This window comes from Ancylobacter sp. (assembly GCF_965279025.1).
Classification (GTDB): Bacteria; Pseudomonadota; Alphaproteobacteria; order Rhizobiales; family Xanthobacteraceae; genus Ancylobacter.
The window spans coordinates 2,302,378-2,325,048 of sequence record NZ_OZ257132.1 but is presented as its reverse complement, the minus strand read 5'-3'; the positions used below and the strand labels follow the sequence as shown (position 1 = coordinate 2,325,048).

The following is a 22,671-nucleotide window of genomic DNA, read 5'->3' as shown; positions in this document are numbered from 1 at the left end:
CCCATGACCCTACGCTGCGTGCTGCAGGCGCGCTCCGCGCTCGGCGAAGGCGCCCTGTGGTCGGCATCCGAGCGCTGCCTGTACTGGATCGACCAGATGCGGCCGGAGATCCACCGCTTCGATCCGTCGACCGGCCGGGACACCAAATTCGATATCGCCCTTCCCGAACAGCTGGGCGCCCTGGTTCCCCGCGCCGGCGGCGGCTTCCTGCTCGCCGGCTCGGACGGTATTTCGGTGATCGATGCCGGCTTTTCCCGCCGGGCTCCGCTGGTCAATCCGATCGCCGACCGGCCGCGCGCCAGTTTCAACGACGCCAAGGTCAACCGCGACGGACGGCTGTTCGCCGGCACCACGGACCGGCTGGAGAGCGACAAGATCGGCCAGCTCTTCAGCCTCGGCGACGACAAGCAACCAAGGCTCGTCGCCGACGGGTTCATCTGCTCGAACGGTCCGTCCTTCAGCCCGGACGGGCGGCGCCTCTACCATACGCGCAGCCATGATCGGGAGATCTGGGTCTATGAGGTCGTCGACGACGGCACGCTGCGGCATGGCGAGGTGTTCGCGCGGATCGCCGCGGATGAGGGCATCCCCGACGGCTCGACCGTCGACGCCGAAGGCCATCTCTGGTCCACGCATTGGGACGGCGCCCGCATCACGCGCTACCGGCCCGACGGCAGCGTCGAGCGCGTGGTACAGACCCCCTGCCGGACCCCGACAAGTTGCGCCTTTGGCGGTGACGATCTGGGTACGCTGTACGTCACTTCGGCGTCGATCACCATGATCGACGGCCAATGGATCTTCATGGACGAAGCGGGTTTCGCGGCCGCGCCGACAGCCGGCGGCCTGTTCGCCTTCGAGCCCGGGGTAAAGGGTCTGCAGGAGCCTGGCTTCCATGGCTGAATCCCGGAAAGGAGCCTCGATGACAGGTCCGTTCAACGGTCAGGTCGCGGTCGTCACCGGCGCGGCGCGCGGCATCGGCAAGGCCATCGCCACGGTGCTCGCCACCCAAGGCGCCGGTACCGTGCTGGTCGACCGCGACGGCGACGTGCTCGCGGCCGCGACGGCGGAGTTGTCCGCCATCGGCCTTGATGTGCGCGGCGAGACCGCCGACGTTTCCAGCGGCGCATCGATGGCACTGCTTGCCGAGCGGGTCCTCGACTGGAAGGGCCGGATCGACGTGCTCTGCCCCAACGCCGCCGTCTTCGGGGCTGCGAGGATCGTCGACATGGAGGAGAGCGCCTGGGACCAGTTGACCGGGGTCAACCTCAAGGGCGCGTTCCTCACTGTCCGCGCGTTCCTCCCCGCCATGCTCGCCCGGGGCTATGGCCGGATCGTCGTCACCTCCTCGGTCACCGGCACGCGCACCGCGATCCCCGGCATGGCGCATTATGCGGCGAGCAAGGCCGGGCTGGTCGGGCTGGTCCGGGCGGCGGCGCTGGAGACGGCTGGCTCCGGCATCACCGTCAATGCGGTCGAGCCGGGCCATGTCATGACCGAAGGCGCCGCCGGCCTGTACGACCCGGAGTTCCTGGCGGCGACGCAGATGCACATTCCGCTCGGACGCCTCGCAGAGCCGAGCGAGATCGCCGAAGCGGTCGCCTTTCTCGCCAGTGCGCGTGCCGGCTACATCACCGGCCAGAGCCTGGTGATCGATGGCGGGCTGACGCTGCGCGAATATCCCGCAGGCTACCCCCGTGGCTGACATCCGTTACGACTTCCGCAGTGACACTGTCACCCGCCCGACCGCTGCCATGCGCGCCGCCATGGCAGCCGCCGAGGTCGGCGACGATGTCTATGGCGAGGATCCCACCGTCAACCGGCTGGAGCACGTCGCCGCCGAGCGGCTGGGCAAGCAGGCGGGCCTGTTCTGTCCAACCGGCACGCAGGCCAACCTCATCGCGCTGATGACCCATTGCGAGCGCGGTGATGAATTCATCGCCGGCCAGATGGCCCATCTCTATCGTTGGGAAGCCGGCGGGGCGGCGGTGCTCGGCAGCATCCAGCCGCAGCCCGTGCTCAACCAGCCGGACGGAACGCTGGCGCTGGGCGACATCGAAGCCGCCATCAAGCCGGTGGACCCGCATTATGCGAGAACCCGGCTCCTCGCGCTGGAAAACACCATGGGCGGCCAGATCCTGCCGCAGGGCTCTGTCGGCGCCGCGTGCGCCCTCGCACGGGAAGCCGGCCTCGCGTGCCACCTCGATGGAGCACGTATCTTCAACGCTGCCGTGGCCAGTGGCGTCGCGGTCGCCGATCTGGCGGCACCCTTCGACACGGTCTCGGCATGCCTGTCAAAGGGCCTGGGCGCGCCGCTTGGCAGCGTTCTCACGGGGCCGCGTGATCTCATCGACAAGGGTCGACGCCTGCGCAAAATCCTGGGCGGCGCCATGCGGCAGGCCGGTATCGTCGCCGCCGCAGGGATTTACGCGCTGGACGAACACGTGACGCGCCTTGCGGAAGATCACGCCAATGCCCGCCGCCTCGCCGAAGGCCTCGCTGCGGTCGACGGCTTTGTTATCGTTCCCCCCGACACCAACATCGTTTTCGTCAAGGTGACAGGCGCGAGCGCCGTGGCGCTGAAAGCTCATTTCCTTTCCTGCGGGGTCGGCGTCGGAACGGCTTATGGCGATCGCCTCCGCCTGGTGACCCATCTCGATGTCGGCAAGGACGGCGTGGAGGCGGCGATAGACGCGGCGCGGAAATGGCGCGGACCCGCTTCATAGCCTTCCACATGTCGGAAGGGAACTTGATGATGGAAACCCGCGTGCTCGCCCCTACGGGCCGTACGATGCCCTGCCTCGACGAACCGGACCGGCGCCAAGCGAGCGGCTCAACGTTCCGCTCGCATCGGGGAGGCTCTTTGCCGGCTGCGCTTATACGGGGCCTGTCTCGCCAACCGACCTCAGGCTCTTGCGTACCGCGCGGTGCCCGCCCGCTTCATCCAGCCCAGCCCCTCACGCGTCTCGCCCCGTGGGGCATACTCGCAACCGACGAAGCCGTCGTAATGAACGTCCTCAAGTGTTGCGTAAAGCCGGTCGAAATCGATGGTTCCCGTTCCGGGCTCGTGCCGACCGGGATGGTCCGCGATATGGACATGGTAGATGAGTGCCGCATGGTCGCGGATGAAGGCGAAGGGATCGGAGCCGATCATCGTGGCGTGGAACACGTCATAGAGCAGGCGGACATTGGAGGCGCCGATGTCGGCAATGGCGCGCACCGCGTCCCGAGGGTCCTCGACGAAATAGTCGGCGATGCTGCCGCTGCTGATCGGCTCGATCAGGACGAGCACGCCGCGCTCGGCGGCGGCTTCCGCCGCCACCCGCATATTGGCGATGTAGGTGTCCCACATTCGCTGCGGGTCGATGCCGGACGGACGCACACCCGCCATGCAATGCAGTGCGGGAATACCGGCCTGCACCGCATAGTCGAGGCTCACTGAAACCGAGGCGCGGAAACGCTCAATCTGGTCTGGAAGGGCGGCGAAGCCTTTTTCGCCGCGCGCGATCTCGCCGGCTGGGAAGCTCGACTGGACGATGCCGAGGCCGCAGTCCGACAGAAGCTGCCTCACCCGTATGGCCGGCAGCGCATACAGCGAGGGATGCTCCACCATGGAGAAGCCGGCATCGCGTGCCGCAGCGAAGCGTTCCTCAAGCGGCAGTTCCTGAAAGAGATATCCGATGTGAGCGCTGAAGCCCTTCATCCCATGTCATCCTTTGTTCAGTGGGCGATGCACCGGCGGCGCAGTCACGACTTACCGAAAACAGCGTGGAGTTCATCGACCTGGGCGGTCGTGAGCAGGCGCGGTTGGCGGGCGTGCAGCAGCACCAGGAGCTTGGCCGTCTCTTCAAGTTCCTCGGCGGCGTAGACGGCACTGGAAAGGTCCGCTGCGGTGACGACGGGGCCGTGATTGGCCAGCAGCACGGCGGCGCGCGCGCCGCCCAATTCGCGGATCATCGCGCCCATGGCGGGGTCGCCGGGCCGCACATAAGGCAGCAGCGGCACCTTGCCGACACGCATCACCACATAGGGCGTGAGCGGGGGAATGCAGTCCTGCGGATCGGTCTCGGGCAGGCAGGAGAGCGCCGTGGCGTAGGTGGAATGCAGATGCACCACCGCCCCGGTCTGTGGCCGCGTTTCATAGAAGGCCTGGTGCAGGAAGATTTCCTTGGAGGGCACATCGCCGGAGATATGGCGCCCCTGCCGATCCAGCTTGGCGATCCGCGCCGGGTCGAGGAAACCAAGGCACGAATTGGTCGGGGTAATGAGCAGCCCATCCGCGATCGCAACGCTGATATTGCCGGCAGAACCGACCGAATACCCCCGCTCATAGAGCGAGCGCGAGAGCCGGACCAGTTCCGTTCGTGCCGTCGTTTCGTTCATCGCGGTCACGTCGCGCCTCCGCCGATTGCCCGGATCGCCTTCTCGAAGAAATCGACACTGCCGAAATTGCCGGATTTGAGGGCCATGCCGAGCGGAATGCCGTCCTCGGAGGTCAGCACGGGCACGCCGGGATCGATCTCCCGGCCGATGCGGAAGGAGGTGAGGCCGAGCGCGGAAACGACCGCGCCAGAGGTCTCGCCGCCGCCGACCACGATCCGCCGGACACCCAGGCGATAAAGCGCGCGGGCCGCGTCGGCGAACAGCGCGTCGAGCCGGTGGGCCACGGCGTCGCGGCCGTAGCGGTGCTGAAGCGCGACGACCTCCTCCGGACGCGACGACGAGTAGGCGAGCGGAACCTGGCCATGATGGGCGCGGATGAACGCCACGACATCGTCCGGGCCGAGCGCGCCGTCCATGACCTTCTCGACATCGATGGCGAAGACCGGGTGGTTGGCCGCGTGATGCTCGATCTGCGCCAGCGTGGCCCGGGAACAGCTCCCGACCAGCACCGCTTCCGGCCCCTCGATGGCAGGGGTCGCTGCCGCCCCTCCCCCGGCGAGCCCGGCGGAGATGAAGTTGCGCGGCAGGCCGCGCGCAATGCCGGAACCTCCCGTCAGCAGGCGCGCGTCGCGGCAGGCCGCGGCGATGGTCAGCAAGTCGTCATTGGAGATGGCGTCGACGATGACGAGGCGCTCGCCTCTCCCGGCGGCCTCTTCCAGCGCGGCGCGCAGGGACGAAGCCCCCTTCTGCACCACGCCCCAGTCCACCAGCCCGACAGGGTCGTCGCACTGGCTCGCGAGCCAGCGGCGCAGATCGGCATCGGTCATCGGGTTGAGCGGATGGTGCTCCATGCCGGATTCGTTCAGCAGACGGTCGCCGACGAACAGGTGGCCCTTGTAGAGGGTGCGTCCGGCATCGGGGAAGGCGGGGCAGGCGATCACGCCCTGCGCGTCGAGCCGGCGGGCGAGCGCCTCGCCGACCGGGCCGATATTGCCGTCCGGCGTGGAGTCGAAGGTCGAACAATATTTGAAGATGATCTGCCGGCATCCCTGCCGCAGCAGCCAGTCCAGCGCCTGGAGCGATTGGGAGCATGCCGCCTCCGCAGAGATGGAGCGGCTCTTGAGGGCGACGACGCACGCTTCCACATCCGGTGCCGCATCGGCGGCGGGAAGGCCGAGATATTGCACGGTCCTCAGCCCGCCTTCCGGTGCCACGCCCTTGGCGATGGTATTGGCGATGTCGCTCGCCCCGGTGAAATCGTCAGCAATGACGCCGAGCAGTGCCATCGGAAGCCTCCCGTTCTTGTTGGTTTTTCGTCATGTCCCGCCGGTGTGCCTCACGAGGCGGCGAGCCCCGACGCGAGCCGTTCGTCCCGGCGTTGCAGCCGCTGCAGCAGGTAGTCGACCTCCGCCCGCGCCGTGGCGGAAAGCGCGGAGCCGGGCTGGCGCTGCGCGTCGCAGGACAGCGTGCCGCTGCGCATGAGCACATATTTGCGCACGGCGAGGCCGATGCCCTGCTGCTGCTCGTAGCGCAGCAGCGGCAGATGGGCGTCGAACAGATCATGCGCCTCGTCGCGGCGTCCCCTCTTCTGCAGCCGCACCACGGTGGCCAGCATTTCCGGGAAGGCGTAGCCGGTCATGGCGCCATCGGCGCCGCGCTCCATCTCGAAATCGAGGAACAGCCCGCCATTGCCGGTGAGGATGGAGAGAGCGCGCATCGACCCTTCCTTCTGGAAGGCGCGCAGGGCGGAGATCTTCTCCAGCCCCGGCCAGTCTTCATGCTTCAGCATCACGCAGGAAGGGTTTTCCTCGACGATGCGGCGGATGACGGAAGGAGACATCTGCACGGTGAGGGTCAGCGGATAGTCCTGCAGCACGAACGGGATATCGGCGCCGATGGCCTGGACCGCCTGGCGGAAATAGCCGGTGATCTGCTCATCGGTGCGCAGCGCGGCCGGCGGCGCGATCATCACGCCCGCCGCGCCCCGTTCCATCACGGCATGGGCCAACGAACGCATGGCGGCAAAGCCGGGTGCCGAGACGCCGACAATGACCGGCTGGGCACCAAAGCCATCGATGAAGCGCGCGGTGATCGCCAGCGATTCCTCGGGCTCGAGCTTCGGTGCCTCGCCCAGAATGCCGAGTACGGTGACGCCATCCGCCCCTGCGGCGAGATAGCGTTCGATCAGGCGGTCGATCGAGGCTTCGTCGATGCGACCGTCGGGGTGAAACGGGGTCGGGGCGATGGGGAACATGCCGGCGGCGGTGGCGTCGAGTTTCATGAGCGGTTTCCTGTGCGTTCCGTGAGCGGGGACGGCGAAGCGGCCGTCTGCGCGGCGCGGGCGATATAGTCGTTCTTGCTGCCCCGCATGTGATCGATATTGAGCTGGGCCAGCGCCCAGCCATCCGTTCCGCGCAGCAGATCGAGCATGATCTCGTGCTCTCCGCGCGAGCGCTGAAGACCCTGGGGACTGGCGAGGTTCGCGGCCCGCACCGGCAGCGTCAGCCGCATATAGTCCTTGGCGGTTCGCACCAGATAGGGATTGCCGCAGGCCTCGAACATGGCGAGGTGGAACGCGTCGTTGAGTTCGTGCAGGCGCCGCAGATCCGGTGCGGCTTCCTCGCGCCGGTACTCGGCCTGGATTGCCTCCAGCCGCGCAAGCAGGGGCGCGGGCGCGGGCAGCGGGATCATCAGGATGATCTGCCGGGTGAGCATCTCGCGCACCTCGTAGATCTGCCGCACTTCCTGTGGGCTGAACGTGCAGACGGTGGCCCCGACATGGCGCGCGAGATGAACCAGCCCGTCGCGCTCCAGGGCGGCAAGGGCGCGGCGCACATAGTGCCGGCTGGCGGCGTAGCGCTCCATCATCGCGTCCTCGACGAGGCGCGTGCCGGGAGCCAGGCGGCCAAAGATGATGTCGTCCTCCAGGCGGCGCAGAAGCGCGCCTTCGGCCTCGGCTTCAGCCTCGGGAGAAAGCATCTGGTTCCGACGCATGAGGGGCTCCCAGCTCGCGGCTACAGGCGAAGAGACCCGCGCCATGACAGCCACATTATCAATAATATAGAGGCAATATCCGCCATATAGGCGATTTGCACAATGCATTATTGACAATAAGGCCGAGCTTGCCAATGCTCCCCCGATCGCCGAGGCGGCGAGTGGCAAGAGGGAGCCGTCATGGCAAGGGGTCTCGGCAAGGGTCTCACCAGCTATGGTGACGACGGGTTTTCCCTGTTCCTGCGCAAGGCCTTCATCAAGGCGATGGGCTATTCGGACGACGCCCTGAGCCGGCCGATCGTCGGCATCACCAACACCTACAGCGACTTCAACCCGTGCCACGGCAACGTGCCGCAGCTGATCGAGGCAGTGAAGCGCGGCGTCATGCTCAGCGGCGGCATGCCAATGGTGTTTCCCACCATCTCCATCCATGAGAGCTTCGCCCATCCCACCTCGATGTTCCTGCGCAACCTGATGGCGATGGACACCGAGGAGATGATCCGCGCGCAGCCCATGGATTCGGTGGTGGTGATCGGCGGCTGCGACAAGACGCTGCCCGCCCAGATCATGGCGGCGGCGAGCGTGGACCTGCCGACCGTCGTGGTCCCGGTCGGGCCGATGGTGATCGGCCATCACAAGGGCGAAGCGCTCGGCGCCTGCACGGATTGCCGCCGGCTGTGGGGCGCGCATCGGGCGGACACCATCGATGCCGAGGAAATCGAGGTGATCAATGGCAGGCTCGCGCCCTCGGTCGGCACCTGCATGGTGATGGGCACGGCCAGCACCATGGCCTGCATCACCGAGACACTCGGCCTGTCGTTGCCGATGAGCGCCACGGTGCCCGCGCCACATGCCGAGCGGGTGCGGATCGCCGAGGCCAGCGGACGCACGGCGGCACGGATGGCGGTGCAGGGCGGCCCGCGCCCGAGCGAGCTGCTCACCCCGAACGCCTTTCGCAACGCGGCGACCGTGATGCAGGCGATCGGCGGCTCCACCAACGGTATCATCCACCTCACCGCCATCGCCAACCGCACGCCGCACCGCTTCGAGCTGGCGGAGCTCGACGAGATCGGCCGCCGCGTACCGGTCCTGGTGGACCTGAAGCCGTCCGGCGCCCATTACATGGAGCATTTCCACCATGCCGGCGGCGTGCCCCGCCTGCTGAGGGAATTGGACGATCTGATCGACCTCGATGCGCTGACCGTGACCGGCGAGACCTTGCGCGATATCGCGCGGGCGGCCGAGGACGTGCCCGGCCAGGACGTGATCCGCCCCCGCACTTCGCCGATCAAGGCCGAGGGGTCCATGGCGGTGCTTTCCGGCAATCTGGCGCCGGGGGGCGCCATCATCAAGCAGGCCGCCGCCTCTGCGCATCTGCTCGCCCATACCGGACGGGCCATCGTGTTCCATTCGGTGGCGGACATGATTGCGCGGATCGACGACCCCGCGCTCGATGTCACCGCCGACGACGTGCTGGTGCTGCAGAATGCCGGGCCCAAAGGCGCGCCGGGAATGCCCGAAGCCGGCTATCTTCCCATCCCGAAAAAGCTCGCGCGCCAAGGGGTGAAGGACATGGTGCGGATCTCCGACGCCCGAATGAGCGGCACGGCATTCGGAACGATCGTGCTCCACATCACGCCGGAATCGGCGGTGGGCGGCCCGCTGGGACTGGTGGAGACCGGCGACCTGATCAGGCTCGACACCGCCGGACGGCGCATCGATCTGCTGGTCGGCGAGGAGGAACTGGCGCGCCGGCGCGCGGCGCTTGTCGCCCCACCCGCCCCGATAGAGCGCGGCTATGCGAGGCTCTATCGGGCCAGTGTGTTGCAGGCGGACGAGGGATGCGACTTCGATTTCATGCGGCATCCCTCGCGCCTCGACGAGACTGGTGGCTGAGCACGGCCTTCCGCGCCGGCGGTGGAGGGCGGGACCGCGCCTGGTGGAAGCCGCCCGGGCCGTTGCCATGCCGGCTCAGGCAGCGACCAGCTGCTTCATCAGGTCGACTGCGGCTTCGGGAGCCGTCAGCACCGGGACATCGACGGCCTTGCGGACGGCTTCGGCCGCGCGGGATGTCGAGAAATGCGCGAGCATGATGGCATCGACGTTGTTCAGCTCGGGCGCCCGTGCGGCCACCAGACTATTATGCGCGGCGGCGTCGCCGCTCCTCAGCCGCACCATGGCATCATCGACGACAATGGTGGTGAGCTGTGCCGCCGTGCCGGCCTGGCGCACGAACTCGGTGAACTCCTCGTTCATCGTCACTACCGCCGGGGCAAAAGTGGCCAGCATGCCGATCTGACCGCCCCGGCCGATGGCGGCGCGGAACATCGCCTCGTTGGGCTTGAGCACGGGGATCGGAAGTTCGGCGATCAACCGGTCGATGGCCGGGCCGAACGCCGAACAGGTGATGAGGATGCCATCGGCGCCCGAGCGATGGGCGTAGCGACCGAAGGCGACGAAGCGCTCGATCATCGCCTCCGTCAGCTCAGGCTCGCGCGCGCGGTCGACCGACAGGCTGTCGTCGAGCAGGTTCACCGTCTCCGCCGTCGGCCAGCGCTGGCTGAAGGCGATGCGGATCGGCTCCATCGCCACCGGCGTGGCATGGAGCAGAACGATGCGGGGAGTGGCCGTCATGGGTTCGGAACCTTCCGTGGAGCGGCGATCACTTCGCCGAGGGCGCTCGCACCAGCGAGGCCAGCCCGCCATTGCCATAGGCAGCGATCGCCTCCTCGGACTCGAGAAGGTCGAGGAACGCCTGCGCGGCCGCGGGATTGCCGGCGTCGGCGAAGAGCGCGGCGGAGAAATCCGTGAAGGTCTGGATCGCCTCGGGGAACGGCCCGATAATATCGACCCCGTCGATCGACATCAGCTCGCTGATCTGCTGCACCGCATATTCCGCCTCGCCGCTCGCAACCTTGGCAGCGGTGAAACCGGCGGGAATCGTCACCGCCCGGGCCTTCACCTCGTCGGCAATGCCCAGCTCCTGAATGAGCTGCTGGAAGTAGATGCCGCTGGCGCCACCGAGGGAGAAGGCGACCGAACGGGCGCCGAGCAGCACGGATTTCAGGGCTTCCACCGTGGAGATGTCGGGGAGCGGCGCGCCCTTGCGCACCGCGAGGCCGACCATGGCCCGCGCAACCGGAATGCGGGTTTTGCGCCGGATGATGTCATCCTGCACAAGCCGGTCCATGGCATGGTCGATGGCGAGGATGATGTCGGCGCGCTCGCCGCTCTCGACACGACGCATCAGCACGGTGGTCGGCTCCCACACGATATCGGCGCGGATGCCGGTCTGCTGCTCGAAGCGCGGCACGATCCAGCGCTTGAACGCGACCTCGACCGCGAGCGCGCTCATGATGGAGAGGGAACCAGGGTCCTTGTTCGTCATGTTGTTCTCCTTGGTGTTCCTGCGCGGCGGGCGGTGCGGCGCTCAGCGTCCGCCGGGCATCGGCCGCACCATGGCAGGGGATATTTCGTCGAGCCCGCGCAAGCCCATCAGCGCCATGTCGCGGTGGATTTCCTCCGACAGAAGCCGGATGGCGTGCAGCACGCAGGGCGCCCCGCCGAGTGAGGCGGCGTAGAGGAAAGGCCGGCCGAGGAAGACGAAATCGGCGCCGAGCGCCAGCGCCTTGAGCACATCGGTGCCGCGCCGGATGCCGCCATCGAGCATGAGCGCCATGCCCTCGGCTTCCGCCCGCAATTCCGGCAGCGCACGCATCGGCGCCAGCGCATAGTCGAGCTGGCGCCCGCCATGGTTGGAAATGATCACGCCGTCGGCGCCGATCTGCCGCGCCCTCCGCACATCGGCGGCGGCCAGCAGCCCCTTGATCACCAGCTTGCCCTTCCAGCGCTGGCGTATCGCCTCCACATGGCGCCAGGCCAGCTGGTCGCGGCTGTTCATGTTGCGCACGAAATCGCGCGAGAACATGGGCGGGCCCTGCGCGGCGTCCATGTTCTCGAAATGCGGCACGCCATGGTGCAGGAAGGTGCGGCCGACCGTGCCGATCAGCCAGCGCGGATGCAGCGCGCTGTCGAGCGCGACCTTGGGCGTGATCCGCAACGGCATGCTGAAGCCGCTGCGAATGTTGTTCTCGCGGTTTCCCGGCACGGGGGTGTCGGCGGTAACAACCAGCGTGCCGAACCCCGCCGCCTGCACCCGGTCGATCAGCGCGTCGATACGCGGCTGGTGGCCGGCGAGATAGGCCTGGAACCAGGCATCCGGGTTCTCACGCTGCACCTCCTCCAGCTTGATGAGCGAGGAGGCGCTGAGAATCATCGGCACCCCGGCCGTGCGGGCAGCCCCGGCGAGCGCGATGTCGGCGCGATAGGCAACCATGGCCGCGCCCCCCAGCGGGGCGATCCCGAACGGGCTGGCATAGGACCGGCCGAACAGCTCGCGCACCTGATGCCGGCCCGCGACATCCATGAGTGTGCGGGGCAGCAGCGCGAGATCGGCGAAGGCCTGGCGTGCTTCCCGCATGCCGGAGCCGGTTTCCACCGCGCCGGACACATAGCCATAGATCATCCGCGGCAGGTGTCGCCGCGCCGCCTGCTCGAAATCGTCCAGCGCCAGATAATTGCGGAACCGGTGCGGAATGCCGGGAGCCGATGGCCGCACGGCGGCCTGCAGAGGGACGGCCTCGGCAACGGCTTCCCGCGCCATCTGAGGGTGAGACACAGAATCGAGATCCTTCATCACTCACGCCCCGTCGAGTGCAGGCAAAAGCGCCGATCGACAAGCATCGCGACAATGCATTTGTGTGTTTTATCGGACTTATTTGACTTTCTTACTATAGAACGCATGTCGCTCACGTTTAGATCAGCGAGTGCCCATATCGACCTGGATGGGGCGATCTTGTGGAAGATGTACATAGCTCGCACAGCTTCAGAATCCTGTCAACGAGAGGTTTGGGGACGCAATTCTGAGTTCAAGTACCTATGATATAACGATTTTCCTTGAAAATAGATGTATGTAAATTTTGCAGTCGGGACAAAATCCTTGACGTGCATTCTCCGGCAGCGTTGCCGGTTCACCTGCGGTGGAGCACTCCGGATCTCGTCTAAGGCCGTTGTGCCTGGGCGCAATGACTGAAGAGAAGGCGATCTGGTATAAGGAATACAACGATCACTTGGCGAGCTACGCCGGATTTTGGGCCCTTCTCCTGCTTTTGCTGCTTGTTGTAAATTTTACAACACCCGCAAATATGTAACTTATTGAAATATAACGATTATTAATTAGTTCTCTGCACTTGACGGATGGATTTTGACTGAAATAATGTAAGAGCAATCACAAAAAGGGCGTTTATCGCCCATATTTCAGGGAGACGACCATGAAGGGATGGACAGCGCAGATCCGCGCGTTCGTGGCGGCCGGCGCGTTGGGCATCAGCGCGCTGATGGCCTCGAGCGCGGCGTCTGCGGTCGAGATCAAGATCGGCTATATGAAGCATCCGATCCAGGAGGCTTCGATTGCCATCATGGAGAAATGGGCCGCCAAGAACGGCGTGACCATCATCAAGATTCCGATGGCTTACGAGATCTTCATGGAGAAGGTCACGGCCACGCTGACTTCCGGCGGCGACCAATACGACATTATCTGGCACAATGACGACTGGGGTCAGCTCTGGAAAAACTGGCTTGCCCCGACCAATGACGTGCCTGGCATGGACACGGTGCTGAAGCAGACCGTCGACGTCGCCTTCCTCAACAATGACGGCAAGCCGACCGTGGTGCCCATGGCCCACACGTTCGGCGTGTTCTACTACCGCACCGACCTCGTCGATCAGGCGAACCTGCCCAAGACCTGGGATGAACTGTCAACGCTTTCCCAGAAGCTGCAGCAGGACGGCAAGGTGAAGTGGGGCTTCGTCGGCAGCATGGCCATGAACCACAGCTGGTTCAGCTGGTTCTGGGCCAACTGGACGAACAATTGCGACGTGCTCGCCCCGGCCTATGAGCGCGACAACAAGGTTCTTGCCGCCAATGGCTGGAAGCCGATGATCGCCGAGCCCTGCTCGCAGCAGGTGGTCGAATATTGGTGGGACGCGATCAACAAGACCAAGATCAGCCCGCCCGCTATGATCTCCTATACCCGCAACGACGCCAACGCGATCTTCCAGGCGGGCGATGCCGCCTTCACCGTCGCGGATCTCACGCTCTATGGGCAGTTCAACGATCCCAAGAAGTCCAAGGTCTCCGGCAAGATCAACATCGGTTTCCTGCCGCTGGGCCCCTCGCGCAGGGAACATGTCGCGTGGAACGACATCTGGGGCTGGGCGATCCCGAAGGGTGTGCCGGCTGAACGCCAGGAAGTCGCCAAGAAGATGCTCGGCGCCATGCTGCTCGACAAGGAAGGCCAGATCGATCTGTGGAAGGCCACCGGCGGCCCGCCGCCGAACACCGAAGTGTGGAAGACGCTGATCGAGATCGATCCGCTGTTCCGCCGCGCCGACGAAGTGGTCTTCAAGGTGATGCAGGTCATCGCTGGCGGTTATTACACCCCGGAATGGCCGGCCATCCACAAGGCTTACAATGACGGTGTCGTCGGCGCCCTGAATGGGTCGCGCGAGGATATTCCGAAGAAGCTGGAACAGGCCGCTCCCGCCATCCACGAAGCCGCGGCACGGACCAACTGATCCCTCCCCAGGCCTGAACTTGGCGGAAGCTTTTGCGGCTTCCGCCTCCCTTTCCGCGCAGGGACCGCACAATATGAGACGCCTTGCTTCGTTCTTCGGTGAGAAGGAGCGCTTCATGCTGGCGCTCATCGCGCCGGCCGCCCTCACCATGGCCCTGTTCCAGGTGGTGCCAATCGTCCTGGGCGCCAACGCCTCCTTCCGCGACTGGATGCTCTACGACCCCAAGAAGACCTGGGTCGGCCTGAAGCATTATATCGAAGTCATCACCGATCCGGCGTTCTTCGGCCTCGCCATACCCAACACGCTGCTCTTCCTCGTGCTCAGCGTCTCGCTCTCGCTGACCTGCGGGCTGGGCCTCGCCTTACTGCTCAACCGCAATTTCGTCGGCCAGTCGGTCGTGCGCACCATCATCCTGCTGCCGTTGATGGTCGCCCCGGTCATCGCCTCGATCATGATGCGCTGGATGTTCAACGACCAGTTCGGCATCGTGAACGTCGTGCTGGAGGGAATCGGCCTGCCCCCGGTGGCCTGGCTCGCCTATCGCTGGACCACGATGATGGTCATCGTCCTTGCCGATGTCTGGCTGTGGACCCCCTGGTTCGCCGTGCTGCTTCTCGCCGGCCTGCAGAGCTTGCCGAAGGAGCCGTTCGAAGCCGCCGCCATTGACGCAGCCGGCCGCTGGCGCGTCTTCCGCTCCCTGACCTTGCCCATGCTGCGCCCGGTCATCGTGGTGTGCGTCGTGATCCGTTCGATCGATGCCTTCCGCGTGTTCGACCAGGTCTGGGTCATCTCCGGCGGCGGCCCGGCGCGCACCACCGAGATGTTCAGCATCTATGCCTATGTCGAAGCCTTCCAGCGCATGAATTTCGGCAAGGGCTCCGCTGCCGCGTTGATCGGCGGCGTCGTCATCGTGATCTTCGGCCTGGTGCTCTACCGGCTGCTCAACCGTGCCGTGGAGGTATCGAAATGACCGTCGCCACCCTCGACACGTCTTCCCGCGGGCACAAGGCCGAGCGCGGCTTCTTCGCCATGATGGCGCCGGGCGCGCGCCGGGCCTTCTTCTACATGTTCGTGATCGGCGTCGCCTTCGCCATCGCATTTCCGGTGCTCTGGCTGCTGCTGACCTCGCTGCGCCCCGCCTCCGGCATGTTCTACGTCCATCGCGGCACCGAGTTCACGCTCGATAACTTCGCCGAGGTGTTCGAGAACAGGACGGTGATCAAGGCCTATGTGAACAGCGCGATCATCGCCACGCTGGCGACCGTCCTCTCTCTCGGCATCACCGTCACCAGCGGCTACATGCTCTCCCGCTTTCGTGGCCCCATCGCCAGCGGCTGGTTCTCGATCATCTACGTGTTCCGGTGCGTTCCCTATATTTCGTGGGTGCTGCCGCTGTATCTCCTCACGCAGAACCTTGGCGTGTACGACACCTATCTCGGCCTGCTGCTTCCGCATATCGCGGTCCACATCTGCTTCTTCTCATGGCTGATGAAGGGGTTCTTCGACGGCATCGACCCGTCGATGGAATATGCCGCGCTCATCGACGGCTGCACCCGCTGGGGCGCCTTCATCCGCGTGGCGCTGCCTTCCGCCGTGCCGGGGCTCGCGGCGCTTGCCGTGCTCTGCTGGCTGTGGACCTGGAACGAGTTCCTCTTCGCGCTGCTGCTCACCAGCCACAACACCCCGGTGCTGACCGTGGTGATGGCCCAGTTCGTCCACGAGCTCGGAATCGAATGGAATCTCATGAGCGCCACCGCCGTCATGGCGCTGGGCCCGGCCCTGCTCATCACCTTCTTCGGCCAGAAATACGTCATCACGGGCCTGAAGATCTGATCACGCGCACCTGGTGCGAATTCTGGAGTTTTACCGATGGCGGAAGTCGTTCTGAACAAGCTCGTGAAGAGCTATGGTGGCGTGACGGCGGTGCGCAGCATCGACCTGAAAATCCCCGACGGCGCCTTTGCCGTCCTGGTCGGCCCGTCCGGCTGCGGCAAGTCGACGACGCTGCGCATGATCGCCGGGCTTGAGGACATCAGCGGCGGGACGATCAGCATCGGCGGAAGGGTCGTGAACGACCTGCCGCCCAAGGATCGCGACATCGCGATGGTGTTCCAGAACTATGCGCTCTACCAGCACATGACGGTCTACGACAATCTGGCCTTCGGCCTGCGCAACCGGAAGGAAAGCGAGGCCAAGATTGCCGAGAAGATCGCCCACGCGGCCGCGATCCTGAGCATCGAGCCACTGCTCCAGCGCCGTCCCCGGCAGCTTTCGGGTGGGCAGCAGCAGCGCGTCGCGCTCGGGCGATGCATCGTCCGCCACCCGCAGGTCTTCCTGTTCGACGAGCCGCTGTCGAACCTCGACGCCAAGCTGCGCGCCCAGATGCGCATCGAGCTCAAGCGCCTGCGCGAGCGCGTGCCGGCAACCTCGATCTATGTCACCCACGACCAGGTGGAAGCGATGACGCTCGGCGATCTCGTCGTCATCATGAAGGACGGCCTGGTCCAGCAGGTCGGCACGCCGCTGGAGGTCTATAACCGACCCGAGAACCTGTTCGTCGCGGGCTTCATCGGCGCGCCGGCAATGAACGTGTTCCGCGGCCGGCTCGACGCCGCCGGCGAGCGCGTCAGCATCGAAGGCGGCTCGCTGCAGGTGGGCGAGCGCAACAAGGCGGCGCTGCGCGGCCATGCCGGCCGCGAGGTCATGGTCGGCATCCGTCCCGAGCACATCGCCCTCGGCGCCTCCAACAACCAGGTTGACGGCGTGGTTGACGTGATCGAGCAACTGGGTTCGGAAATGCACCTCGACCTTCGGCTCGGCAGTACGCAGCTTACCGTCGCGCGGGTCGCACCGGACGCGCCCATCCGCGTCCACGACCGGGTGACGGTCTCGATAGCACCCGAACAGATGCACTTCTTCGATGCCGATACACAGCTGGCGATCCGTGCGCCGGCGGCAGTCGGCGCGCTGGCGGCCTGAAGATGGAGGGGAACTCGGCAATGCGCGTCGTGATCACCGGTGCGGCGGGGGGAATCGGGCGTGAGACGCGGCATCGGCTGGCCGGCCGTTATTCCGTCCTGCGCCTGATCGACAGGGAGGAGGTCGATCCGGCCGGGCCGGGCGAGGAATGCCTCAAGGTCGATATCTGCGATCTGGCGGCGCTCGAGGCGGCAATGCAGGGCATGGACTGCGTCGTCCATCTCGCGGGCGTCTCGGTGGAGCCCGAGAGCAATGCCTGGGAACAGGTACTGCCGGCGAACATCGTCGGCACGTACAACGTGTTCGAGGCCGCGCGGCGCGCCGGCGTGCGGCGGGTGGTCTACGCCTCCAGCCACCACGCGGTCGGCTATCACCGCCGGAGCCAGATCCTGACCAGCACGGCTCTACCGCGCCCGGACAGCTTCTACGGCGTGAGCAAGGTGACCGGCGAGGCGCTCGGGCGGCTCTATGCCGACAAATACGGCCTCGGCGTCGTCAGCCTGCGTATCGGGGCGTATCGGCCCAAGCCCATGGATATCCGCCACCTCTCGGTGTGGATCAGCCCACGCGACATGGTGGAACTGCTGCGCTGCTCTATCGAGGCGCCGCTGCTGCACTACGTCGTGGCCTACGGGATGTCCGCCAACTCCCGCGCGATCTGGGACAACCGGGAGGCGTCCGTTCTGGGCTACAGGCCGCTCGACAATGCCGAGGACTTTGCCGCCGAGGTCCTGGCCGATGGCGCGCCGGAGCTGGAGGGGGCCAAGCCGTTCCACGGCGGATGGTACTGCGGCTGGGACCTTGGCGACCATGGCCTGTTCATTGATTGACACTGCTTCCGCGCCTCGGCCAAGGTCGACGCGGATGTGATGAAGGGGGAATGCGAGTGCGGCCCAAGCGTACGCCGTCAGGTCGGGTCCGGGTTGAGGACATTGCGCGGGCGGTCGGTGTCTCCGGCGCCACGGTGTCGCGGGCACTCAACGGCACCGGGCCGGTGGCACCGGAGGTGAAGAGCAGCATCGAGGCGGCCGCCACCCGGCTGGGCTATGTGCCGCAGGGCGCCGCTCGCACCGCGCTGTCGCGGCAGATGCCGGTCATGGGGGCCATCATTCCGCATCTCGAAAACCCCAACTTCGCCGCCGGGGCCGAGGCCATGCAGAGCCGCCTGCGCGAATCCGGCTATGGTTTCATGCTGGCGAGCAGCGGTTATGACCGCAAGAACGAGCTTGAAAGGGTGATGGCCCTGGTGACCAACGGCGCCCAGGGCATGATGCTGGTCGGCGCCGAGCACGATCCGCAGACGCTGGACTTCCTTCGGCAACGCAACATTCCCTTCGTCGTGACATGGGTGCTCTCGCAGGACATGCCCTGCGTGGGCTTCGACAATGTCGAGGCCGCCGGGCGGATTGCCACCCATCTGCTCGACCTCGGCCATACCCGCATCGGCGCGATTGCCGGCATCACCCGCGACAATGACCGCGCGCGCGGCCGCCTCGAAGGCATACGCAGGGTGCTCGCCGACCGCGGGCTGACGATCGGCCAGGAAGCGCTCATCGAGCGCCCCTACCGCATCGTCGAGGGCCAATTGGCGCTCCGGGCGCTTCTCGGCACACCGAACCCGCCGACGGCGGTCTATTGTGGCAACGACATGCTGGCCTTCGGCGCTCTCATAGAATGCGCGCGGCAGGGCATCCGCGTTCCGCAGGATCTGTCGATCGCCGGTTTCGACGATCTCGATTTCGCGTCGCAGATCCGCCCGGCCTTGACCACGCTGCACGTGCCGGCCCGCGAGATCGGCGTGCGCACCGCCGAATACCTGCTCGCACGCGTCGCCGGCGAGCCCGTGCCGGCAACCATCGAGATCCCGGTGGGCCTGATGGTGCGCGACACCACCGCGCCGCCGCGCAAAGGCTGACCCTTTTCCCATTTCTGGCAGATATCCATGTACGCACCTCCCCCCGTCATCGAGACCGAGGTCTTCGCGCGCGTTCCCGAGCATTTCCGCATCCATGGCCGCACCTCGAAATGGGCGCAGGTCCAGCGGGGCGGCCGGCCGACGCCGGTTTTCCTGGAAGGCCCATCCTTCGACCGGGACGGCAATCTCTATGTCGTCGATGTCGCCTGGGGACGCATCTTCCGTATCTCGCCGAGCGGCGTGTTCACGCTGGTGATTGAATATGACGGCGAGCCGAACGGCCTGAAGGTCCACCGCGACGGCCGGATCTTCGTCGCGGATTTCCGCCACGGCGTGCTGCGGCTCGACCCCGAGCGCGGCGTCGTCGAACCGGTGGTGCAGGCCTCCGAGTTCGGCCCGTTCAAGGGCGTGAACGACCTGTTCTTCGCCTCAAACGGCGACCTCTATTTCACTGACCAGGGCCTCACCGGCTTCCAGGACCCCAGTGGCCGCCTTTACCGGCTGCGCGCGGCGGATGGGCGGCTCGACATGCTGATGCAGGGCATTCCCAGCCCCAACGGACTGGTGCTCAATCTCGACGAGGATGTCGTCTTCCTGAACGTGACGCGCGACAACGCGGTGTGGCGCGTCCCCCTGAATGCCGCCGGTGCGGCGTTCAAGGTCGGCGCCTATATTCGCCTGTCGGGAGGCAATGGGCCCGATGGCCTCGCCATCGATGCGACGGGCGGGCTCGCCATCGCGCATCTGGGGCTGGGCAGCGTGTGGATCGTCAACACCATCGGCGAGCCTGTCGCGCGCGTGAAATCCTGCGCCGGCCTCGCCACCACCAATCTCGCTTATGGCGGCAACGACCGGCGTACGCTCTACATTACCGAATCGGAGACGGGGCAGATCCTGACGGCGCAGGTGCCAACACCGGGCCGTCCAATGTACTCGCATGGCTGAAGCGCATAGAGGGCGTGCCGTTCTTGTTTCCGCGAAACCATGGGTAGAATGGCCGCCGCCACCGGAAAAAGCGCTGCCATGGAAAGCGGGCAGCGCCGCTCCATACTCTGGGTTGTCCCTTCGTTGACGAGTTGCCATCGTGCGATCACCCGCATCCAGTAGCCGGCCCACGACGTCACATGACGCCGCCGGCTGGCTGCCGGGCTATGATGGCAAATCCGGCACCAGGCCTTTCCTCATTGGGGCCGCCATTGGCACCGGCATGATCGCCAAGGCGGCGGAGCGTGGCGGCGCCGATTTCCTGCTGGCACTGAACGCCGGCCGGGTGCGGGTCATGGGTGCGCCGTCGATCGCCTGCATGTTGCCGATCCACGACGCCAACGAGATGGTGACGGCCTTCGCCACTGCCGAAATCCTCTGCAAGGTTTCCGTGCCGGTGGTGTTCGGGGCCTCGGCCTTCGACCCGCGAGCAGATCTTTCCGCGCTCGTCGCCCAGGTGATGCGGGACGGCTTTGCCGGCATGGCCAACTTCCCGACGTCCATCCATCTCGATCCGCTGCTGCAGGCCGGGCTCGCCCGCCTTGGCCTCGGTTTCGCGCGCGAGGTGGAGATGCTGAGGCTGGCCAAGCAGGCGGGGCTGAAGACGATCGGCTATGTCCGCTCCGCCGCGCAGGCCGAGCAGATGGTGGATGCCGGCGTGGATGTCATCTGCCTCAATTTCGGCTGGAACAGCGGCGGGCGCGAGAGCCTGCCAAGCCCGGTCAGACTCGACGAGGCCGCCGCCGATGCCTCCGACATCTTCGAGCGCGTAAGGCGGCGACGCCCGCATGTGCTGTGCGTCGTCGAGGGCGGCCCCATCGACACGCCGGAGAACGCCGCCACCGTATGCCAGGCCGGGCAGGCCGACGGTTATATTGGCGGGTCGACCATCGACCGCCTGCCGCTGGAAGCGGCGGTCTCCGGCGCCACCTCCGAGTACAAGTCGGTGAATGTGCTGAGCCGGCGCCTCGAGGCGATCCAGGACGCGGTGCTCGGCCAGGGACGGCGCTACGGGCTGATCGGCCGTTCGCCACCCTTGCGCGAGGTGGTGCAACTGATCGACCGTTTTGCCGCCACCGACATGACGATCCTCGTTCAGGGCCCCAATGGTGTCGGCAAGGAACTGGTCGCTCAGGCATTGCACGCGGAGAGCCGGCGGGCGGGCCGCGCCATGGTCGCGGTCAACTGCGCCGCGCTGCCGCGCGATCTCCTGGAAAGCGAGTTGTTCGGCTACGAGAAGGGCGCCTTCACCGGCGCGGTGAAGACCCGCATCGGTCGCTTCGAGGAAGCCGACGGCTCAACGCTGTTCCTGGACGAGATCGGCGATCTCGAACCGCAATTGCAGGCCAAGCTGCTGCGGGTGCTGGAGGCCGGCATGGTGGACCGGCTGGGCTCCAACCAGCCGCGCCGCATCAATGTGCGCATCATCTGCGCCACCAATCGCGACCTGACGGCGATGGTGGCGCAAGGCACCTTCCGGGAAGACCTCTATTACCGGCTCAACAAGATGGAGATCCGCGTGCCCTCGCTGGCCGAGCGCATCGAGGATATCCCGCTGCTGGTCGAGCATTTCCTGCAATCGGCAGTGCCGGGGGTGAACGAGAATGTCGATTCGGTGGATGGGCCGGCGCTTCGAGCGCTGATGGCGCATGGCTGGCCGGGCAATATCCGCGAGCTCAGGAACGTGCTGGAGCGCGCGGCGATCCTGTGCGACGGCAACCGGATCGGCATCGCGCAGCTTCCGCGCTTCGCGGAAGCCGGCCGGCCGGCCGAGCCGAAAGACCGGCCCGCCGCCTCGCCGCCGCCGGCCTCCGCCGGCCCGGACGTGCAGAACGAGCGCGAGTGGATTCTCGACGCGCTGCGCCGCCACCGCTTCCGACGCGGCGCGGCGGCACAGGAACTCGGCCTCGCCCGCAAGACGCTCTACAACAAGATGCGGCTATACGGCCTCGGCTGAGACGCCACCCCGCAGCGGCGCGGGCACTGCCCAATCCAGCACATCTGCGACCAGTCCGACGGCCGGCGCCAGCCGTTCGCCGAAGCCGGGATGGCGATACAACGCCAGGCGCGGAGGCTGCGGCATGGAAGCGATGCGCCCGATTGTGGCGATGACCCCCTCGACCAGCCGCAGATCGAGCGCCGCCTCCCCGGTCGGCGTGCCGGGATGGAACAGCAACGTGGTAATGCCCGCCTCGACCGCGCGCGCGGCCTGATCGAAGGAGGCCACCGTCGCCATCACCTCGAGCCCCGCCTGCCGGGCCTCGCCCAGCGCGGCAAGCTCGACGGCCGGCTCAATGCCGGCCGCGGTGAGCGCCTGACGGTAGACACCCGGCGGAATGAGATTGGTCGTCGGCAGGTTCACCACACCGCTCACGCCGCTGGCGCGCAGACGCTCGAACAGCCGTCGCCCGCCCAGAAACGGATCGCACAGAAACAACGCGGCGATCAGCTTTCGCGGCGGCGCGGGCGCGTGCGGCGGCAGGGCCGCGAGCAGCCTCTCATTCACCGAGCCGATAGGCATCATGCCGACAATGTCGGCGGCCTCGGGCGAAAGGCCGGCGAGATAAGGCGCGAGCACGACCAGTTCGGCCGCCGCGGCCTCGCGGCAAGCGAGATCTGCCGCAATCACTCCCTGCATGGCGTGACCTCTGGGTCATAATGAGTAAAACTGAGATATTTCATCCATTCTACCCATTTATACCCGCCTGACACGCTTAAAGTCGCCCGAAATGCCAGCAACTGCCTGCCGGCTGGGCTGGCACAGCTCTTGCGATCCCTGAACAT

The 22,671-nt window shown here is 66.2% G+C and carries 21 protein-coding genes; 12 read left to right on the top strand and 9 right to left on the bottom strand.

The annotated features are described in order from the left end of the window. The first annotated feature begins 3 nt into the window (after positions 1-3). Genes ACQY76_RS10705 through ltaE form a run of 3 tightly spaced genes read left to right on the top strand, consistent with a single transcriptional unit; the run spans position 4 to position 2,723 of the window. Complete coding sequence (locus ACQY76_RS10705; protein ID WP_428032850.1) at positions 4-900, top strand: SMP-30/gluconolactonase/LRE family protein; 897 nt, start codon at positions 4-6, stop codon at positions 898-900. A 19-nt stretch (positions 901-919) separates the two neighbouring features. Then, the gene (locus ACQY76_RS10700; protein WP_428032849.1) at positions 920-1,702 is read left to right on the top strand and encodes an SDR family NAD(P)-dependent oxidoreductase; all 783 of its coding nucleotides are present in this window, start codon (positions 920-922) and stop codon (positions 1,700-1,702) included. Beyond that, positions 1,695-2,723: a low-specificity L-threonine aldolase gene (gene ltaE, locus ACQY76_RS10695; RefSeq protein ID WP_428032848.1), complete on the top strand. Its 1,029-nt coding sequence runs from the start codon at positions 1,695-1,697 to the stop codon at positions 2,721-2,723. The genes ACQY76_RS10700 and ltaE overlap by 8 nt, the downstream gene beginning before the upstream one ends. Before the next feature lie 179 nt (positions 2,724-2,902). Here ltaE and ACQY76_RS10690 read toward each other — a convergent pair whose 3' ends face one another. From ACQY76_RS10690 to ACQY76_RS10670, 5 genes are read right to left on the bottom strand one after another with little or no spacing between them, the layout of a single operon-like run. Next, a complete protein-coding gene (locus tag ACQY76_RS10690) occupies positions 2,903-3,700 on the bottom strand; it encodes a hydroxypyruvate isomerase family protein (protein ID WP_428032847.1) in 798 nt (265 codons plus the stop codon). A 44-nt stretch (positions 3,701-3,744) separates the two neighbouring features. Then, entirely contained in the window at positions 3,745-4,380 is a 636-nt protein-coding gene (gene otnC / locus ACQY76_RS10685; RefSeq protein WP_428032988.1) for a 3-oxo-tetronate 4-phosphate decarboxylase, read from the bottom strand. Between the two features lie 5 nt (positions 4,381-4,385). Continuing rightward, complete coding sequence (gene otnK, locus ACQY76_RS10680) at positions 4,386-5,666, bottom strand: 3-oxo-tetronate kinase (protein ID WP_428032846.1); 1,281 nt, start codon at positions 5,664-5,666, stop codon at positions 4,386-4,388. A gap of 50 nt (positions 5,667-5,716) precedes the next feature. Further along, entirely contained in the window at positions 5,717-6,661 is a 945-nt protein-coding gene (locus ACQY76_RS10675) for a dihydrodipicolinate synthase family protein (RefSeq protein WP_428032845.1), read from the bottom strand. After that, positions 6,658-7,374: a GntR family transcriptional regulator gene (locus ACQY76_RS10670; RefSeq protein ID WP_428032844.1), complete on the bottom strand. Its 717-nt coding sequence runs from the start codon at positions 7,372-7,374 to the stop codon at positions 6,658-6,660. The genes ACQY76_RS10675 and ACQY76_RS10670 overlap by 4 nt, the downstream gene beginning before the upstream one ends. A gap of 180 nt (positions 7,375-7,554) precedes the next feature. Here ACQY76_RS10670 and ACQY76_RS10665 point away from each other — a divergent pair, with 180 nt between their 5' ends. After that, the gene (locus ACQY76_RS10665) at positions 7,555-9,270 is read left to right on the top strand and encodes an IlvD/Edd family dehydratase (protein WP_428032843.1); all 1,716 of its coding nucleotides are present in this window, start codon (positions 7,555-7,557) and stop codon (positions 9,268-9,270) included. 75 nt (positions 9,271-9,345) lie between these two features. Here ACQY76_RS10665 and ACQY76_RS10660 read toward each other — a convergent pair whose 3' ends face one another. Genes ACQY76_RS10660 through ACQY76_RS10650 form a run of 3 tightly spaced genes read right to left on the bottom strand, consistent with a single transcriptional unit; the run spans position 9,346 to position 12,037 of the window. Next, positions 9,346-10,008, bottom strand: coding sequence for an aspartate/glutamate racemase family protein (locus ACQY76_RS10660; protein WP_428032842.1), 663 nt, complete (start codon positions 10,006-10,008; stop codon positions 9,346-9,348). 28 nt (positions 10,009-10,036) lie between these two features. Further along, a complete protein-coding gene (locus ACQY76_RS10655) occupies positions 10,037-10,762 on the bottom strand; it encodes a molybdate ABC transporter substrate-binding protein (RefSeq protein WP_428032841.1) in 726 nt (241 codons plus the stop codon). 42 nt (positions 10,763-10,804) lie between these two features. Continuing rightward, complete coding sequence (locus ACQY76_RS10650) at positions 10,805-12,037, bottom strand: alpha-hydroxy acid oxidase (RefSeq protein ID WP_428032987.1); 1,233 nt, start codon at positions 12,035-12,037, stop codon at positions 10,805-10,807. Between the two features lie 667 nt (positions 12,038-12,704). Between ACQY76_RS10650 and ACQY76_RS10645 the strand changes: the two genes are divergently transcribed. The 8 genes from ACQY76_RS10645 (at position 12,705) to ACQY76_RS10610 (ending at position 21,844) form a co-directional block, all read left to right on the top strand. Beyond that, the gene (locus ACQY76_RS10645) at positions 12,705-14,009 is read left to right on the top strand and encodes an ABC transporter substrate-binding protein (RefSeq protein ID WP_428032840.1); all 1,305 of its coding nucleotides are present in this window, start codon (positions 12,705-12,707) and stop codon (positions 14,007-14,009) included. A gap of 73 nt (positions 14,010-14,082) precedes the next feature. Further along, positions 14,083-14,979, top strand: coding sequence for a carbohydrate ABC transporter permease (locus tag ACQY76_RS10640; protein WP_428032839.1), 897 nt, complete (start codon positions 14,083-14,085; stop codon positions 14,977-14,979). After that, on the top strand, positions 14,976-15,842 hold the full coding sequence (locus tag ACQY76_RS10635; RefSeq protein WP_428032838.1) for a carbohydrate ABC transporter permease: 867 nt from the start codon (positions 14,976-14,978) through the stop codon (positions 15,840-15,842). Before ACQY76_RS10640 ends, ACQY76_RS10635 begins: the two co-directional genes overlap by 4 nt. 36 nt (positions 15,843-15,878) lie before the next feature. Further along, positions 15,879-16,988 (top strand): ABC transporter ATP-binding protein, encoded by a 1,110-nt coding sequence (locus ACQY76_RS10630; RefSeq protein WP_428032837.1) that lies wholly within the window; start codon positions 15,879-15,881, stop codon positions 16,986-16,988. Between the two features lie 20 nt (positions 16,989-17,008). Further along, positions 17,009-17,818 carry an NAD-dependent epimerase/dehydratase family protein gene (locus ACQY76_RS10625; protein ID WP_428032836.1) on the top strand — a complete coding sequence of 270 codons (810 nt, stop codon included), beginning with the start codon at positions 17,009-17,011 and terminating at the stop codon, positions 17,816-17,818. A 50-nt stretch (positions 17,819-17,868) separates the two neighbouring features. After that, entirely contained in the window at positions 17,869-18,903 is a 1,035-nt protein-coding gene (locus ACQY76_RS10620) for a substrate-binding domain-containing protein (protein WP_428032835.1), read from the top strand. Between the two features lie 27 nt (positions 18,904-18,930). Continuing rightward, on the top strand, positions 18,931-19,848 hold the full coding sequence (locus ACQY76_RS10615; RefSeq protein ID WP_428032834.1) for an SMP-30/gluconolactonase/LRE family protein: 918 nt from the start codon (positions 18,931-18,933) through the stop codon (positions 19,846-19,848). 139 nt (positions 19,849-19,987) lie between these two features. After that, positions 19,988-21,844 carry a phosphoenolpyruvate hydrolase family protein gene (locus ACQY76_RS10610; RefSeq protein ID WP_428032833.1) on the top strand — a complete coding sequence of 619 codons (1,857 nt, stop codon included), beginning with the start codon at positions 19,988-19,990 and terminating at the stop codon, positions 21,842-21,844. Here ACQY76_RS10610 and ACQY76_RS10605 read toward each other — a convergent pair. Further along, complete coding sequence (locus ACQY76_RS10605) at positions 21,827-22,516, bottom strand: phosphoenolpyruvate hydrolase family protein (protein ID WP_428032832.1); 690 nt, start codon at positions 22,514-22,516, stop codon at positions 21,827-21,829. The genes ACQY76_RS10610 and ACQY76_RS10605 overlap by 18 nt on opposite strands. Positions 22,517-22,671 lie beyond the last annotated feature (155 nt).

Bases quoted from the DNA above. Each gene is read 5' to 3' on its own strand.
- ACQY76_RS10630 (WP_428032837.1), top strand. From the start codon at position 15,879: ATGGCGGAAGTCGTTCTGAACAAGCTCGTGAAGAGCTATGGTGGCGTG.
- otnK (WP_428032846.1), bottom strand. From the start codon at position 5,666: ATGGCACTGCTCGGCGTCATTGCTGACGATTTCACCGGGGCGAGCGAC.
- ACQY76_RS10645 (WP_428032840.1), top strand. From the start codon at position 12,705: ATGAAGGGATGGACAGCGCAGATCCGCGCGTTCGTGGCGGCCGGCGCG.
- ACQY76_RS10650 (WP_428032987.1), bottom strand. From the start codon at position 12,037: ATGGCGCGGGAAGCCGTTGCCGAGGCCGTCCCTCTGCAGGCCGCCGTG.
- ACQY76_RS10615 (WP_428032834.1), top strand. From the start codon at position 18,931: ATGTACGCACCTCCCCCCGTCATCGAGACCGAGGTCTTCGCGCGCGTT.
- ACQY76_RS10660 (WP_428032842.1), bottom strand. From the start codon at position 10,008: ATGACGGCCACTCCCCGCATCGTTCTGCTCCATGCCACGCCGGTGGCG.
- otnC (WP_428032988.1), bottom strand. From the start codon at position 4,380: ATGAACGAAACGACGGCACGAACGGAACTGGTCCGGCTCTCGCGCTCG.
- ACQY76_RS10620 (WP_428032835.1), top strand. From the start codon at position 17,869: ATGCGAGTGCGGCCCAAGCGTACGCCGTCAGGTCGGGTCCGGGTTGAG.
- ACQY76_RS10670 (WP_428032844.1), bottom strand. From the start codon at position 7,374: ATGCGTCGGAACCAGATGCTTTCTCCCGAGGCTGAAGCCGAGGCCGAA.
- ACQY76_RS10640 (WP_428032839.1), top strand. From the start codon at position 14,083: ATGAGACGCCTTGCTTCGTTCTTCGGTGAGAAGGAGCGCTTCATGCTG.
- ACQY76_RS10675 (WP_428032845.1), bottom strand. From the start codon at position 6,661: ATGAAACTCGACGCCACCGCCGCCGGCATGTTCCCCATCGCCCCGACC.
- ACQY76_RS10665 (WP_428032843.1), top strand. From the start codon at position 7,555: ATGGCAAGGGGTCTCGGCAAGGGTCTCACCAGCTATGGTGACGACGGG.
- ACQY76_RS10635 (WP_428032838.1), top strand. From the start codon at position 14,976: ATGACCGTCGCCACCCTCGACACGTCTTCCCGCGGGCACAAGGCCGAG.
- ACQY76_RS10655 (WP_428032841.1), bottom strand. From the start codon at position 10,762: ATGACGAACAAGGACCCTGGTTCCCTCTCCATCATGAGCGCGCTCGCG.
- ACQY76_RS10700 (WP_428032849.1), top strand. From the start codon at position 920: ATGACAGGTCCGTTCAACGGTCAGGTCGCGGTCGTCACCGGCGCGGCG.
- ACQY76_RS10705 (WP_428032850.1), top strand. From the start codon at position 4: ATGACCCTACGCTGCGTGCTGCAGGCGCGCTCCGCGCTCGGCGAAGGC.
- ACQY76_RS10690 (WP_428032847.1), bottom strand. From the start codon at position 3,700: ATGAAGGGCTTCAGCGCTCACATCGGATATCTCTTTCAGGAACTGCCG.
- ACQY76_RS10625 (WP_428032836.1), top strand. From the start codon at position 17,009: ATGCGCGTCGTGATCACCGGTGCGGCGGGGGGAATCGGGCGTGAGACG.